The 14,193-nt window shown below is 47.3% G+C and carries 9 protein-coding genes; 7 read left to right on the top strand and 2 right to left on the bottom strand.

Annotated features, from left to right (window positions below; translation table 11 throughout):
• The first annotated feature begins 139 nt into the window (after window positions 1-139).
• Complete coding sequence (locus AC1RR2_RS16680) at window positions 140-1,048, top strand: SDR family NAD(P)-dependent oxidoreductase (protein ID WP_493223401.1); 909 nt, start codon at window positions 140-142, stop codon at window positions 1,046-1,048.
• 268 nt (window positions 1,049-1,316) lie between these two features.
• Here the strand turns inward: AC1RR2_RS16680 and AC1RR2_RS16685 are convergent, their stop codons facing one another.
• Entirely contained in the window at window positions 1,317-2,882 is a 1,566-nt protein-coding gene (locus AC1RR2_RS16685) for a flavin monoamine oxidase family protein (RefSeq protein ID WP_493223402.1), read from the bottom strand.
• Window positions 2,883-3,131: 249 nt separating this feature from the next.
• Here AC1RR2_RS16685 and AC1RR2_RS16690 point away from each other — a divergent pair, with 249 nt between their 5' ends.
• The 6 genes from AC1RR2_RS16690 to AC1RR2_RS16715 all read left to right on the top strand — a co-directional run bounded on the left by AC1RR2_RS16690 (window position 3,132) and on the right by AC1RR2_RS16715 (window position 10,458).
• Window positions 3,132-3,857: an ABC transporter ATP-binding protein gene (locus AC1RR2_RS16690; protein ID WP_493223403.1), complete on the top strand. Its 726-nt coding sequence runs from the start codon at window positions 3,132-3,134 to the stop codon at window positions 3,855-3,857.
• The gene (locus tag AC1RR2_RS16695; RefSeq protein WP_493223404.1) at window positions 3,829-6,318 is read left to right on the top strand and encodes an ABC transporter permease; all 2,490 of its coding nucleotides are present in this window, start codon (window positions 3,829-3,831) and stop codon (window positions 6,316-6,318) included. Before AC1RR2_RS16690 ends, AC1RR2_RS16695 begins: the two co-directional genes overlap by 29 nt.
• Window positions 6,315-6,980 carry an arylesterase gene (locus tag AC1RR2_RS16700; RefSeq protein ID WP_493223405.1) on the top strand — a complete coding sequence of 222 codons (666 nt, stop codon included), beginning with the start codon at window positions 6,315-6,317 and terminating at the stop codon, window positions 6,978-6,980. Before AC1RR2_RS16695 ends, AC1RR2_RS16700 begins: the two co-directional genes overlap by 4 nt.
• Before the next feature lie 227 nt (window positions 6,981-7,207).
• The gene (locus AC1RR2_RS16705; RefSeq protein ID WP_493223406.1) at window positions 7,208-7,996 is read left to right on the top strand and encodes a hypothetical protein; all 789 of its coding nucleotides are present in this window, start codon (window positions 7,208-7,210) and stop codon (window positions 7,994-7,996) included.
• 391 nt (window positions 7,997-8,387) lie between these two features.
• A complete protein-coding gene (locus tag AC1RR2_RS16710) occupies window positions 8,388-9,140 on the top strand; it encodes a response regulator (protein WP_493223407.1) in 753 nt (250 codons plus the stop codon).
• Window positions 9,133-10,458, top strand: a complete 1,326-nt coding sequence (locus AC1RR2_RS16715) for a sensor histidine kinase (RefSeq protein ID WP_493223408.1) — start codon at window positions 9,133-9,135, stop codon at window positions 10,456-10,458. Before AC1RR2_RS16710 ends, AC1RR2_RS16715 begins: the two co-directional genes overlap by 8 nt.
• 134 nt (window positions 10,459-10,592) lie before the next feature.
• Here AC1RR2_RS16715 and AC1RR2_RS16720 read toward each other — a convergent pair whose 3' ends face one another.
• A complete protein-coding gene (locus AC1RR2_RS16720; RefSeq protein WP_493223409.1) occupies window positions 10,593-14,183 on the bottom strand; it encodes an ABC transporter permease/M1 family aminopeptidase in 3,591 nt (1,196 codons plus the stop codon).
• Between the last annotated feature and the right edge of the window lie 10 nt (window positions 14,184-14,193).

Raw genomic sequence — 14,193 nt, forward strand, 5'->3', positions numbered from 1 at the left:
CTATAAAATAATCTAATTCAAGAAAGAAACGTGCCAGGCAACGCAGTGCTTAGTGAAGCATGTCAATTGCGACTAAGACGCCCTCGTCCCAGTAATCCATACAATTAAGTAAATAAGTAGGTAAATAAGAGGAGTATTCATGAGCTTAGATTTTTCAGGTCGCGTTGCTATCGTCACCGGTGCTGGCGGCGGTCTTGGGCGCGAACATGCGTTGGCACTTGCCAAACGTGGTGCCAAAGTGGTGGTCAATGACTTGGGTGGTGCGCGTGATGGCTCGGGTGGTTCAGCAACAGCAGCGCAAGCCGTGGTCGATGAGATTGTCGCCGCTGGTGGCGAAGCGATAGCAAATAGTGCGTCGGTCACTGATTTCGCCTCTGTGCAAGCGATGGTGCAAGCGACTTTAGATCAATGGGGCCGCATCGACATCTTGATCAATAATGCTGGCATATTGCGCGACAAATCCTTCGGCAAAATGGAGCTCGACGATTTCAAATTAGTCATCGACGTTCATCTGATGGGTTGCGTGAATTGCTGTAAGGCGGTATGGCCCGTGATGGTGGCGCAAAATTATGGTCGCATCATGATGACGACCTCTTCTTCCGGTTTATACGGCAATTTCGGCCAATCCAATTATGGCGCAGCCAAAATGGCCTTAGTCGGTCTGATGCAAACCCTGTCGATTGAAGGCGTAAAACACGATATCCGTGTCAATGCATTAGCACCCACCGCGGCTACCCGCATGACCAATGGCCTGTATCCAGAAGCTATGCTCAATGCGATACAAGCGAGCGATGTGGTACCAGCCATGTTGGTGCTAGCGGCACAAGATGCACCCAATCGTACGATTTTGTGCGCGGGTGGTGGCAGTTTTGAAGCGGCGCATATCAGCTTAACCAAGGGCGTTTATTTAGGCCGCGGTGATGATGTTGACGAACAGCTCTTGGCGCATTTACAAGATGTAAAAAATGTTGAAGGTCAAATCATTCCTGAAAACGGCATGGCGCAAGGACATCATGAGATTATGGCGGCGATGAATCAGGCCGAGTAGCCTACTGTTCAGCCTTAGAGGAATTGCACATTTGTAGAACTGTGCAAGGAATCAACAGACAAAACCCCTCAACGCTGAGACGCAGAGACGCTGAAGAAATGAAGGCAGAGAAAACAAGAAGCGCTTCAAGCTTTTCTCTGCGCTCCTCTGCGCCTCAGCGTCTCGGCGTTGAGGGGTTTTAAGGTTTCAAGCCTTAAGGTTTTAGCCTTGAGTACTAGCGTAAACTACAAACATAGAAACTAAAAAACTAAATCAAGACCTAAGCAAATCAGCTTTGCTCATCAATAGATAAATCAGGCACAAGCACCGGTGCAATCCCCGCCAGAGCCAGTTCACAGCTATTCAAAGCCCCTTCAATAAAGCCCTGATAATCGGAATACGCTTCGCCCACGATATGCACATTCTTGGCACCCGAACCGAAATCGAAGGCCTTAAACGCTTCCATCACACGCCATGAGCGTACGCCCGGTTGCCAGCCGTGGTTGGCAGCGCCGTAAGGTGCACGTGCCCAATCGCGAATACCGTAAGTTAATATAGAATTTTTGATGTACGCAGTTGATTCATCGACCGATTGATGACTGAATAAGTCTTTGGATTGTGCGGTCAAATGCAAACCGGCAGCGGGATTATCGGGGGTGTTCACGACTCTGTGCACATCACGGGCAATGAACAAAGAAAAGGCATCGACGATATTCACATTTTGGTCAATTTCTGCGCGATCGTGTTTGTACGGCTCGGTCAGATAATGTTTCCAAAATTCTGTCGTTGGTCTATCCATATACAACAAGATCATGCCGTGACCATCGTGATCCGCATCGGGCGCGCGACGGAAATAATGAATCTCACGAGTCGGCATACAGTTCGCATATTGTTGCGGACGCTGATCATAATCCCACCACGGTTTATCGGTGACGAAGAAGACTTTCAACATCGGAAAACCATTCACGCTATCGAGTTGTTCGCTGATATGCAGCGGTAAAGAGTTTGCCAGCTTCAACAAAGGTAGTCGCGGCAAAGCCAAAATCAATCGATCGGTTTGCAATTGTATGGTGCCGTTTTCAGTAGCGACATCAACTTCAATACGTTTTTGACCTAAACCTACCGGACGGAAGGCTAACAAACGATGCGCACCCGCTGAAGTCACGTTCGGATGACTGCGCAAACGTTCGAGCAAGCGCTCAGTAAGTCGGGCTGAACCACCAGCGATACTGGCCAGCTGTTGACCCACTGTTTTTAAAGCGCGCAACCACCAGATAATCCATTCAATCGCGTTTAGATTTTCTGGAATCATGTGATAAAAGGTACCCGTATCGCGTAGCTTCACTAAGGCTCTGTGGCTCAGTACACCCTGACTCGACAAGGCATTCCAAAAACCCATATTCCATAAAGGCTGACCACGCAATTGCGCGTGCTTACGCATTTGATTGAAATCTTGTTCTGTCAAACTATCTATCCAAGCCTGATCATTAGGGTCACGTCCCATCACTAGCATGATGCCGCGCTTTAATAATTGCAGTGAATTGAGTCCTTGCTCTTCCGGTGACAAATCTTGATCAGGCATCACCATTTCTTCCGCGCTAGGTCCGGAAAAATCGACTAAATCAACACCAAGACTGGCGCACAGCTGGGCGAAACGTGGCTGCAAAGTCGGCTCAAAACGCATAGGTCCGTATTCCGCGATGAAGCCATCCATCTCCTCCGTTTCTATGCGCCCACCCCAACGATCTGCCGAGCCTTCTAAGATCAAAACCTGATGCCCGGCATCGGCCAATTGCAAGGCGCAGTACAAACCGGAAACACCGCCGCCGGCGATGATGATGGGAGTAGTTGTCATGAGTATTTCCTTAACGAGTACGCATCTTTTGCGTGATACCCACATTATAAAGACAAAGCGCGCCAGAACTGATGATGTTTTTTGAAGACTCACTAGCTCAACATCGATGCACAACACTGCTTTACAAAACTTTACAAAAGCAACATGAGTGATTCACTTGAGCTCGATAAAGTGACGCTATTGGCAATGCAAAACAAATCGCATTGCGTTTTTTTTGCGACTACTCGGCCTCTTTTCGATGGAGACATCATGTCCATGAACACGATAATACAAGTGAAACAAGTCACTAAATCGGTAACAACGACTGAGGGCGATTTGCAGATTCTGCATCCCATTTCGCTCAATATTATGACGGGTGAATCAGTCGCCATCACTGGCGCTTCCGGTTCGGGGAAGTCTACCTTGCTAGGCATATTAGCTGGCTTGGATACCCCAAGTAGTGGCGATGTCTTCCTCGCCAATCAATGTATTAGCGACATGGATGAAGAAGGTCGTGCTCAGGTACGTGCCGACAATGTGGGATTCATTTTTCAATCTTTTCAATTGCTCCCTGGATTGAGCGCATTAGAAAATGTCATGCTGCCCTTAGAGCTGCGCGGTAACAAATTCGCGAAATCTTTGGCAATGAATTTCTTGAGGCGTGTCGGCTTAGCAGAACGAATAAAACATTATCCGCAACAACTCTCGGGGGGTGAACAACAGCGGGTCGCCATCGCCCGTGCCTTCGCTAGTCAACCTAAGGTTTTATTTGCCGACGAACCGACTGGCAATCTGGACAGCAACACAGGGCAAAAGATTATCGATCTTCTATTTGAACTGAATCGTGATCATGGCACTACGCTAGTATTCGTGACGCACGAAGAACGTCTCGCCAACCACTGTCAACGCCGCTTCAGCTTGGAAGCGGGAAGAATCATTCACAGTACAAGTTCGAGAGGAGAGAATCATGCTGGCCTTCAAGTTATTGCTGCGTAACTGGCGCAGTGGCGAGTTGAAACTGCTCAGCCTTTCTTTGGTACTGGCGGTTGCTGTGCTTAGCGGCATTTCTATTTTCACCAATCGTTTGGACACCAGTCTGCGCTTGCAGAGCAATGCAATTTTGGGGGCGGACTCCACCATAGAATCACCCACTGTGATTCCAAAAATTTGGGCGGATCAGGCGACTGCTGCACGGGTCAAAAGCAGTAATGTGACGAGCTTTGAATCGATGTTGTATGCTGGTGATGACATGATATTGGCGTCGGTCAAAGCTGTCGGTGCAGGATTTCCTTTGCGTGGGGAAGTTGAAATTAGCGATACACCGTTTGCCACGAATACGAAAGACATTAGCTTAGCAAACGGCATTCCAGCAAGAGGTGAAGTCTGGTTAGATTCGCGCCTTTTCGCCAGCTTGCATCTGCAACTAGGTGATAGGGTTCAAGTCGGAGAACGCCCAATGCGCGTCAGTAAAGTTTTGATCCGTGAACCTGAGCAGTTCAGTTTCAATCCTCGTCTATTGATGAACGAAGCCGACCTGGTGTCGACTAAAGTGCTGCAACCTGGTGGGCGTGTTAGCTACCGTTTTCTGATTGCGAGTGACGATATTAAGGTCTTGAATGCCCACATCGTCCAATTAAAAACGCAGCTCACGCCAGGACAAGAAATCATCGATCCAGCGCAAATGATGGAGCGTATGAGCCGTGTTTCAAAGAATGGTAAGCAGTTCCTGCTACTCTCGACAATTATTGCGGTGTTGTTGGCAGGTGTGGCGATTGCGATTGCTGCGCGTCAGTTTTCTGAGCGTCACACAAATCAAGTGGCCATGATGAAGAGTCTGGGTGTCAGTGCAGCACGCATACGTCAGCTCTACTTCTTGCAGCTGTTTCTTTTGTCGGCAATCGCCTCAGTGGTCGGTTTAGGATTTGGTCAGGTAATACAAGAAATCGTGGCGCAAAGTTTGCAGCAAGTTTATCACTTCAAACTCAGCGCTCCCACCTTCGAACCCTACGCACTCAGCTTTTTGAGTGGGATCTTGTGCATCGCTTTTTTTGCCTTACCGGCACTTTGGTTTTTGCCTGCTGTATCACCTCTAAAAATTTTACGTCGTGAGCTAACAGTCAAAGTCACTCAAATTTGGATACAAGCCCTATTGGCTGTGACTGCCATCGTGTCTTTGATTGCGGTATTTAGCCAGGATCTTTTGTTGACCTCCATTATCAGTGCTGGCTTGCTTACTATGATCTTGGTATCGATGTTGATCGCCTGGGTATTGCTCGCTGTTAGTCGCTTGTTGGCGGCACGTATGCAGGGTTACTGGCGTCTCGCATTTGCGAATATTTATCGTCGCAAGGCGCAAAACATGATGCAAATTATTGTGTTTGGCGTGGCGATCATGTCCTTGTTAATACTCACCATCATTCGCTCCTCGATTATGGATGAGTGGAGTGCATCGATTCCTGCCAACGCCGACAATCACTTTCTGATCAATATGAGTCCCGACGAAGTGGCGGATATTAAGGCTATGCTAGACGAAAAAAAACTGCGCTATCAGCCAATCTATCCATCGCTGAGAGCACGCATAGCGCAAATCAATGGTAAGGCGCCTGACGCGAGGTTTCGTAAAAAATCCCGTACCTTAGAGATGGAAAACGAGGTGTCGTGGACAGACAAAATGATAGAAGGCGATAGCATCACAGAAGGCTTGTGGTGGGACAAATGGCAGCGCAGTGCGGCTGATTTGCCAGGTGTTTCTGTGGCAGCCGAAAGTGCCAAAAACATGGGTCTAAAAATCGGTGATCGTCTGCATTTTTCAGCCGCCGGTCTAGAATTCGAAGCAGAGGTGGCGAGCTTTAGGAAGATGACGCAGACTGCTACCCAAAATTCATATTCGTTCTTGTTCGAACCGCAAGCGATGCGAGATTTTGTGCCTAGTTATTCGACAGGTTTTTACCTACCACCCACTCAAAAATCCTTTGTCATGCAATTATTAGGCAAGCATCCAAACGTGGCGGTGTTAGAGCTGGATCGCATGATTGCGCAGATGAAGAGCATCATCAAGCAAGTGACCGATGCCGTCATGTTAGTTTTATTATTGAGCGTGGCCGCCGGTGCTTTGGTCATGTTGTCGGCGGTGTCTAGTAGCATCGATAGTCGCAAGCAAGAGAACGGTTTATTGCGCGCCTTCGGTAGTTCGAAGTCACTCATTTTAGGTAGCGTCTTAGTCGAGTTTGCGGCGATCGGTGCCTTGGCTGGTAGTGTCGCTATCATCGCCAGCGAACTAATACTGCTGGCCTTGCAAACATTCGTGCTGAACGCGCCTGTTCAAGCCCATTATCTGTATTGGTTCTTGTCTCCAGTACTAAGCGCCGTTTTGCTAGCAGCACTAGGATGCTTCGCCTGTCGCCATGTGATTACTACACCGCCCTCCAGCGTATTACGTGGAGCCTATGCATCATGAAAACGGCATATCTATTCTTAAAGAGCGCGATGGTCGCTGCATGTTTATTGCTTGCGTCACTAGCGCACTCACAAACTGCTGCTCAAGCTATCGCTTCCGCCACCAATGGAAAAATTCTGGTGCTGGGCGACAGCATTAGTGCCGGTTTGGGCGTCACACCCGACCTGGCTTGGGTCAATCTATTTGGCAAAGTCATGCAGAACAAGTATCACTTACAGGTAGTGAATGCCAGTGTCAGCGGCGAAACCAGTGGAGGTGGAAAAAATCGTCTGGCGAGTTTACTAAAAGCCCATCGACCGCGCTTTGTCATTATCGAATTAGGTGGAAACGATGGTTTGCGTGGATTGTCGACGAAAACTCTCGCTGCTAATTTACAAGCAATGATAGTCCAAAGTCGTGCTGCTGGCGCCAAGCTACTATTGCTCGGCATGCGCATACCTACTAGTTATGGTGCCCGCTATGGCGATGAGTTTGCGGCGGTTTATCCTAAGCTTGCTAGTAGCAACGGCATTCCCTTGGTGCCCTTTTTGCTCGATAAAGTCGCGCTTGATCCCAGCATGATGCAAGCAGACAAAATTCATCCCAACGACAAAGGGCAGCCGCAATTGCTGCGCAACGTGATGGCGGTGTTTGAACCCTATTTAGAACAAAACAATAGGTGACTAATATGCAATCATGAAGAAAACTAAAAACCCCTCAACACCGAGACGCGGAGACGCCGAGCAGCGCCGAGAAATGCAACATCTTTCACGCCTTTGTCTTTCCTCTTTCTTCGTTTTTCTCAGCGTCGCGGCATCTCAGCGTCTCGGCATTGAGTGGTTTTAATTTTATATCTTAAGAGAGAACAGTCATCGAAATCGTCAACATCAGAACAAAGGAAATTTAAATCATGAAGAATTTTTTCAAAAATCACACAGCCTCAAGCACAATCGGCACAATCGGCACAATGATTTTGCTCTGCTTATCGGGCTTTGCACATGCCGACGGCATCACCGATCTCAAAAGCGCGCTGAATCGTTTGCAAGCACAAAGCAATGTGAAAGCCATCATGGAAGTCAAGAGCTCACGCAAACAAGGTGAGGACAAAGAGGCGATCGAAACAAATGGACAAATTAACGTCAATCTCGAAGATGGCTCGCGTGGCATGCAGATTTCCTTTCCCAAGGAAGTGTTAAATAAGTTAGAACTGGAAGCGCGGGCACGCATCAAAGACAAGGACAGCAAGTCACCAACCAGGCAAGCCAGCTTTGACGTCAGTCCGGAAGAATCACAAATGATGCTATCGGCGGTCAATGTTTTGCAAAGGCAAATTGAGGAAGCTAGTTTTAAGGGTGAAAAAAACGAGTCTTACAACGGAAAACCTGCTCGCTTGTTAACTTTTGAATTTGGCATGGAGCGTTTGCCTGTGAGCGCAAAAAAATATATCAAAAACTTCGAGAGCCGTTTAGAGATTTGGATCAATTCCGATGGCACACCTCTGGCAAGTCGATTGGTAGAACAAGGCAGCGGTCGCGCCTTCATCGTGGTGAGCTTTCAACAAACAAGCGAAGAACATAATGTCTATCAGATCCTTGGGGATCGCTTACTAATTACGCGCCGCGAAAGTAAAAATAAGAGCAGTGGTGCTGGGGAACGCGCCGATACTAAGGTGATTAAGACTTTGCAAGTGCAGAGTTAGTGTTGGTCAAACTCATTTAAAGACCATGTCTGCGATTGTCATCCCTTCCTCCGTAGGTCATAGATGTCAACACAAGACCAGTAAATAGAAAAATCAATTCAACGTCACTCCTGCGAAGGCAGGAGTCTAGCGTCTTTCCTTGCTCAAAAAACGTCGCTGGATTCCTGCCTTCGCAGGAATGACAGAAATTACTGTTTCATTGTTTCTCTTTGCTCCTTCACGCTGCCGGAAAACTTGCAAATTGCCTATATTTAGGTATTGACGTATATGCTTAAAGTTTAACTTAGCGAGGGGCTTTGTGAGCTAAACCAGATTGTCTATGCTTGGCGTAAGCCCCATGCTCGGTTAAGCTATGCCAGAGCGAACTCAAAACAAGTTTTTTAAAGAACCTATGTTGCCACGCATTTTAATGATAGAAGACGACCAACGGCTAGCCACTATGGTCAGTACCTATCTTCAACAAAACGGCTATCAGGTAGTACATGCTGGAACTGCGCACGAGGGAATAGCACTTCTCCAGCAACAGGCTGAGCAAGACCGTTTTTCGGTTTTACTTCTCGACCTGATGTTGCCCGATGCCTTTGGCCTCGATATCTGCAAACAGATACGCGCACAAAATGATTTCAATGCCATCATTCCTATCATTATGCTGACTGCCAAAGGTGATCCTATGGATAGAGTGGTGGGATTGGAAATCGGTGCCGATGATTATCTCGCCAAGCCATTCGAACCACGTGAATTATTAGCGCGGCTGCGTTCCACATTACGCCGCCAGGAAATCATCTCCAAACAATTGCCGCAACAAAGTACATCTGCATCTACTTCATCGACCGCGCCAATAAATTTTGGCAATATTAACATCGACCTCGATGCCCGCACACTAAAAGTCAACGGGGAAGAATGCTCGATAACTGGCTATCAGTTTGATCTTTTGGTAGTCATGGCACAACATGCAGGGCGTGTCTTATCCCGCGATTTTTTACTCGATGCCGTCAAGGGTGAAACCTTACATGCCTTCGATCGTTCTATCGATGTGCATATAGGAAAACTGCGCGCTGCCATAGAAATCGATCCTAAACAACCAAAGCGCATCATTACCGTACGCGGTGCTGGGTACGTTTTTTCTAAGGCACAAGATGTCTAACTTCCTCAGCTCGCGGCTGCGAAAATGGCGTAACGCTTGGTCACTCAAATTCTATTTGCGTGTGTATCTGGCAGTCCTGGCTAGCCTCGTTGTAACGACCATCATATTGTACGTACTGATACAAGTGGCGATGAACAACACGACTAATTTCAAGCGCAATATGGAAAATTTTTCCTATATCGCTTCTAGTGTGATACCACCAGAAAGCAGCGGTAAAGCGGCTGAAGTTGAAGCGATCAAACATTGGGGATTTTGGCTAGACATGGATATCACTGTCTTCAAACTTGATGGAAGGCTGAGCAGTTCAACCAAGCAACAGCCTTTGACCCATTTGCCATCAAACATACGCACAGGCTGGTACACCAGCCTACCTAATGAAGTAGCAATCCAACTTAAAGATCAACGATGGATCATTGTTGATATGAGTCATCGCATCTTTGTTCCTTCAGGTATGCAAGTCATCGGTGCCATCTTAGTGGTAATTGGCATTGCACTTGGCTCTTATCCCTTAGTGCGACGTTTAACCAAACGACTGGAACACCTGCAAACCAGTGTCGAAGCTTTGGGCGAGGGCAAGTTAGGCACCCGGGTCGCAGTGGAAGGCAAGGATGAAGTCGCACGCTTAGCGGTCAGCTTTAATCAAGCTAGTGCCCGCATCGAGGCTTTAATGAATGCGCAAAAATCGCTGCTTGCCAATGCCTCGCACGAATTGCGTTCACCGCTAGCACGCATCAGTATGGCAGTCGAATTAGTGACGGAAAATGCGCCCGACAATTTACGCCAAGAACTCAAGCAAAACATTCATGAACTCGATCAACTCGTCGATGAAATATTACTGAGCAGTCGTTTAGAAGCCAGCAAAGAAACTCAACCAGAATGGGAAACCATAGACCTCAGCGGCCTACTGGCAGAAGAATGCGCGCGCATGAATGCCGAACTGCACATCAGCTTAACACCTGAACAAATGCAAGTCGCGGCCGAACTGAAAGCAGAAGGCAAATACCTGCGTCGACTTTTCAGAAATCTATTAGAGAATGCCGAACGCTATGGTAAGGGGAATGCCATCGAGGTTTTTCTAAAGATGCAGGAAGAGCGCCTCACGGTCGAGGTCTGTGATCGTGGCGCTGGTATCCCTGCGGATCAACGTGAACATGTATTCGAACCCTTTTATCGCCTGGCCGGCAGCAGCGAGACCAATGGCGGTGTCGGCTTAGGATTAAGCTTGGTGAAACAAATCGCAGAACGTCATGCCGCAAGTATTGTTTGCTTGCCACGGGAAGGTGGTGGTAGCTGTTTTCGGCTTAGTTTTACTGCTTAATTCTTCCTGATCAGCATTACTGCACAAGCGGCAACAACAAGACAAATTAACGATAAAAAAGCCTCTACACCCAAAGATGTAAAGGCTTTTATGGCTTATCGTAGCTAGACTAGCTCAGTCTTAGCAGCAATGACTTACTCCACACTCACCTCCTTACGATTATCCTTCGATACACGATCTATCATTTTATTGTAAGGATCGACCCCGACTTCAAATGGTTTATCTTTCACCGTGATCGTGACACTAGGGGCATTACCCTGCAACACACGTTTTTCTAGGAAAAGCACTTTCTCGTCTTTTTCTTTAGCACCCGCCGCGCGAGAAAAAATCGCGATCTCCACGGCTTCATCATAAGTACGCGGCGTTTCTTTACCTTTGCCATCGACTTCGATTTTAGCCAAATGCAATTTCATCGTCACATCCCACTGCCCGTCCGCACGCTTCACCGCTTTCGCTTCGGTCACACGATTGTCGTAGAACACGATCTTTTCAAACATGTCCGTAATCAAAGCGTGCTTGTCTTGTGGCGCTTCTTCGCGGATGTAGGTCAACAACTCTTTGGTCGTGGTGTACGGTGCCTGTTGATAAGCCTTATCTTGCAAGAAGCGTTTTAGAGCACGATTTAAATTTTCTTCGCCTATCTCATCGCGCAAACGATAGAAAATCAAACTGCCTTTTTGATAGTGTATATATTGCTGAGCTTCGACCCGTGCTAATGGCAATTCTTCAATCAACTCACCGCCACGACCGCGTAAATAGCCATCCAATTCATACTTCAAGAATTGACGCATCTTTTCGCGACCATACTCTTTTTCCATTACCATCAGAGCGAAATATTGCGCGAGAGATTCCATCAACACAGTCGAACCTTGCATATTCGCGCCGATCACCTGATGTCCCCACCATTGATGCGCCATCTCATGCGCTGTCACATAGAACACGTAATCAATGTCGTCTTTGTCGCGCAGGTCGGCGATGAAACCAATCGCTTCTGAATACGGTATCGTGTTAGCGAAAGACTGGGCAAAACGTGCATAGTTAGGGAACTCTAAAATCCGCACTTGTTGATGCTGATAGGGCGTGAAATTACTTGTGAAGTAATCCAGTGACTTCTTAGTACCTTCTATCATGCGATCAATATTGTAAGCATGCTTTTTGTCATAATAGATCTCAATCGGTAATCCTTTCCAATCCCCTTTCTTCACTTCCCAACGAGCCGATAGAAAGGCGAAGAATGGCATCATAGGTCTATCCATTTTGTAATGAAAATAGCGACGACCACCCTCTTCCCAAGATTTCTGCAAATAGCCTGGTGCCATCGCGATTTGATCGGCACTAGTTGAAATCGTGGTATCGAAATTAATCCAATCTGCTTCGCTACCCAAAGCGTGATAAGCGCGCGCCGACTCATCTTCTAATTTTGCCATACGTTGAGGTTCGCCCAAACCACGTTTTCTGCGTTCATTACGATCACGCATTTCTGCATCGGAGGCATAACCAAACTGCGGGAAAAATTCACGATTATTAAAGAAAGTCCCGTTCAGGTTCACGGTATTAGCTGCACCACTATTGGTAAAGCCAGGATTCTCAACTGTGGTGACAAAATCCAAAGCCAGGCTATCACCGGCGGCGAGTGCTTGTTTAAGTTTAACTATGCTAAAACCGAGTTTTTTATCATCCAATACGAGCTCATGTGGAGGTAAGTTTTTCCATTCGGTCTTTACCCGTGTATTGAGCTGAATGCGCAAAGTATCTTGCGGCAAGGCAGATTTATTTTGCAAAACATAGTGCCCATTGATAACGAGCTTGCGTTGTTCCGGATAGATGTCAACATTCGCTTTAACCTCGGTCAGGCGCGGATGTGGCAGCCCCTTGTATTGCTTGTATTTTTTCTCATACTCAGCATTTTCATCCAAAGAGGCAGTCTTAGTTTGATACTGATTTAATACATTGGTGTTGTAGAAAATCCAAGCACCCGTGCAAACAAAGGCGGTCAAACTGAGTGCCAATGCCAAGCCTGCTTTGCTATTAAGTTTCGCCATCGCCAAGCGGGCGCGAACATGCCACTCCTGCGACAAACCACGCACCCAAAATGCCTGAGCTAGTATCAGCAAAGCAAGGGTGAATAAGCTCCAATACAGCGTGAACCAAGACCATCCGTAGAGGAAATGGCCATAGCCATTCATATCAGAATAAGGTGTCGCCGAACTGCCCGCGAAGTTGTAGAGATTATGATCGAGATCCAAAGTACCAAAAACGATTTGTGAAATCAGCACCAGTATCATCATCAGATAACCAATGAATTTATTATTCGTCAATACTTGTAAAACTAAAGCAAGTAAGCCCAATAAAACAAAACCACTGGCCCCGAGCAAAACGCCCTTCACATACAAAGACAATTCTATAGGAGCACCACCCTTAATCAATTGCATGAGTATGCCAGTGATGGCACCTGCACTCAGGAAGCTCAAAATCACGGCGGTCAAGGCGGCAGATTTGGCCAGCAAAGGCACCCAATTCGGTACCGGCATAGCATCGACTACATCAGCTATTTTGACCTGGCGTTCTTTAAAAATCAGTTCACCGGCATAAAAAGTAACGATGATAATCAGCATAAAATTAAAACTACCCGCCAGTATCGACAACATATTCGTCGTGACCGGATACACCGTCGTGCCAAACATCACCCCAGATTGACTAGCACTGCCAATAAAATTCACCAAACCAAACAGCAGCATGACGAGAAAAGGCACACTCTTGAATACCGCTTTGGTATCAAACTTTAAGATATCCCAAAATTGACTCCATGCGGTTGCAGTCCCACTATGTTGGGTCACATTTGGCAGACTCACTTTGGCCAATTGCGGTGTCGCTGCAGGGCTCGCATTCTCAACTTTGGCTTTACCAAACCAAGGACGTCCGGTACCGGCGCGTTGCGGTTTGAACAGTCCTAAGGTCAGTGCAAATAAGGCTAAACCAATAAGCGACCATAGCAGGCGATTCACCATCAGATAGCTATTCAGTGCTGGCAAAATGGCATTCGACTCCGCGGTGGAAAAATACCGTGTCATACGGCCAAAGGCACGCAAACCAAAGGGATCAAGAAGTACCGCAATCCACTCGTTATTGATGTCGCGGGTGAAGGAGCCAGCGACCACCCACAACACAAAGAAGCCAATTACACCAACATACACCATCATCATGGAACGGGTAGTCGCCGCCAACAGCATCAATAAAGCGCCAATAAACAAGAGATTAGGAATAACGAAAACAAGCAGTCCCCAAACAAAAGGCTGAAACGACAAAGCACCAACCCTAGTGGTATCGACCCAAGGCATATAGGGCCCGACTAACAGGCCTAAAACCACGAACAGAAAAATCACCAAACAAGCGACCAAGCCCGCCAAAAAACGGCCGATCAGATAGTCATGTTTGCGCATAGGTGTGGCGAACAACATATCCGAGATGCCAATTTCCGCATCACGCAAAACCGCACCGGCGATAAAAATGGTGACCACAAACATAGACAAGACGCTGAACACACCGAGGAACTGCGCGATCACAGTCGGTGCATTGCGATTCACATTGCCCACTGCACCACCGACTGTAATCGCATCACTACTGGCCGCGCCAAAAGCGAGTGCACCAAAAATCAAAGCAATCACCCACAACAAAGGCTGTTTGAGTTGAAAACGCAAATCAAATTTAAAGAATTCTAACCACATGGCGAACTCC

It is taken from the genome of Undibacterium sp. GW821-FHT11H02, assembly GCF_058808015.1.

Excerpts from the sequence above, each read along its gene's own strand:
- AC1RR2_RS16720 (WP_493223409.1), bottom strand. The coding sequence starts at position 14,183 with ATGTGGTTAGAATTCTTTAAATTTGATTTGCGTTTTCAACTCAAACAG.
- AC1RR2_RS16705 (WP_493223406.1), top strand. The coding sequence starts at position 7,208 with ATGAAGAATTTTTTCAAAAATCACACAGCCTCAAGCACAATCGGCACA.
- AC1RR2_RS16695 (WP_493223404.1), top strand. The coding sequence starts at position 3,829 with ATGCTGGCCTTCAAGTTATTGCTGCGTAACTGGCGCAGTGGCGAGTTG.
- AC1RR2_RS16700 (WP_493223405.1), top strand. The coding sequence starts at position 6,315 with ATGAAAACGGCATATCTATTCTTAAAGAGCGCGATGGTCGCTGCATGT.
- AC1RR2_RS16685 (WP_493223402.1), bottom strand. The coding sequence starts at position 2,882 with ATGACAACTACTCCCATCATCATCGCCGGCGGCGGTGTTTCCGGTTTG.
- AC1RR2_RS16715 (WP_493223408.1), top strand. The coding sequence starts at position 9,133 with ATGTCTAACTTCCTCAGCTCGCGGCTGCGAAAATGGCGTAACGCTTGG.
- AC1RR2_RS16690 (WP_493223403.1), top strand. The coding sequence starts at position 3,132 with ATGTCCATGAACACGATAATACAAGTGAAACAAGTCACTAAATCGGTA.
- AC1RR2_RS16710 (WP_493223407.1), top strand. The coding sequence starts at position 8,388 with ATGTTGCCACGCATTTTAATGATAGAAGACGACCAACGGCTAGCCACT.
- AC1RR2_RS16680 (WP_493223401.1), top strand. The coding sequence starts at position 140 with ATGAGCTTAGATTTTTCAGGTCGCGTTGCTATCGTCACCGGTGCTGGC.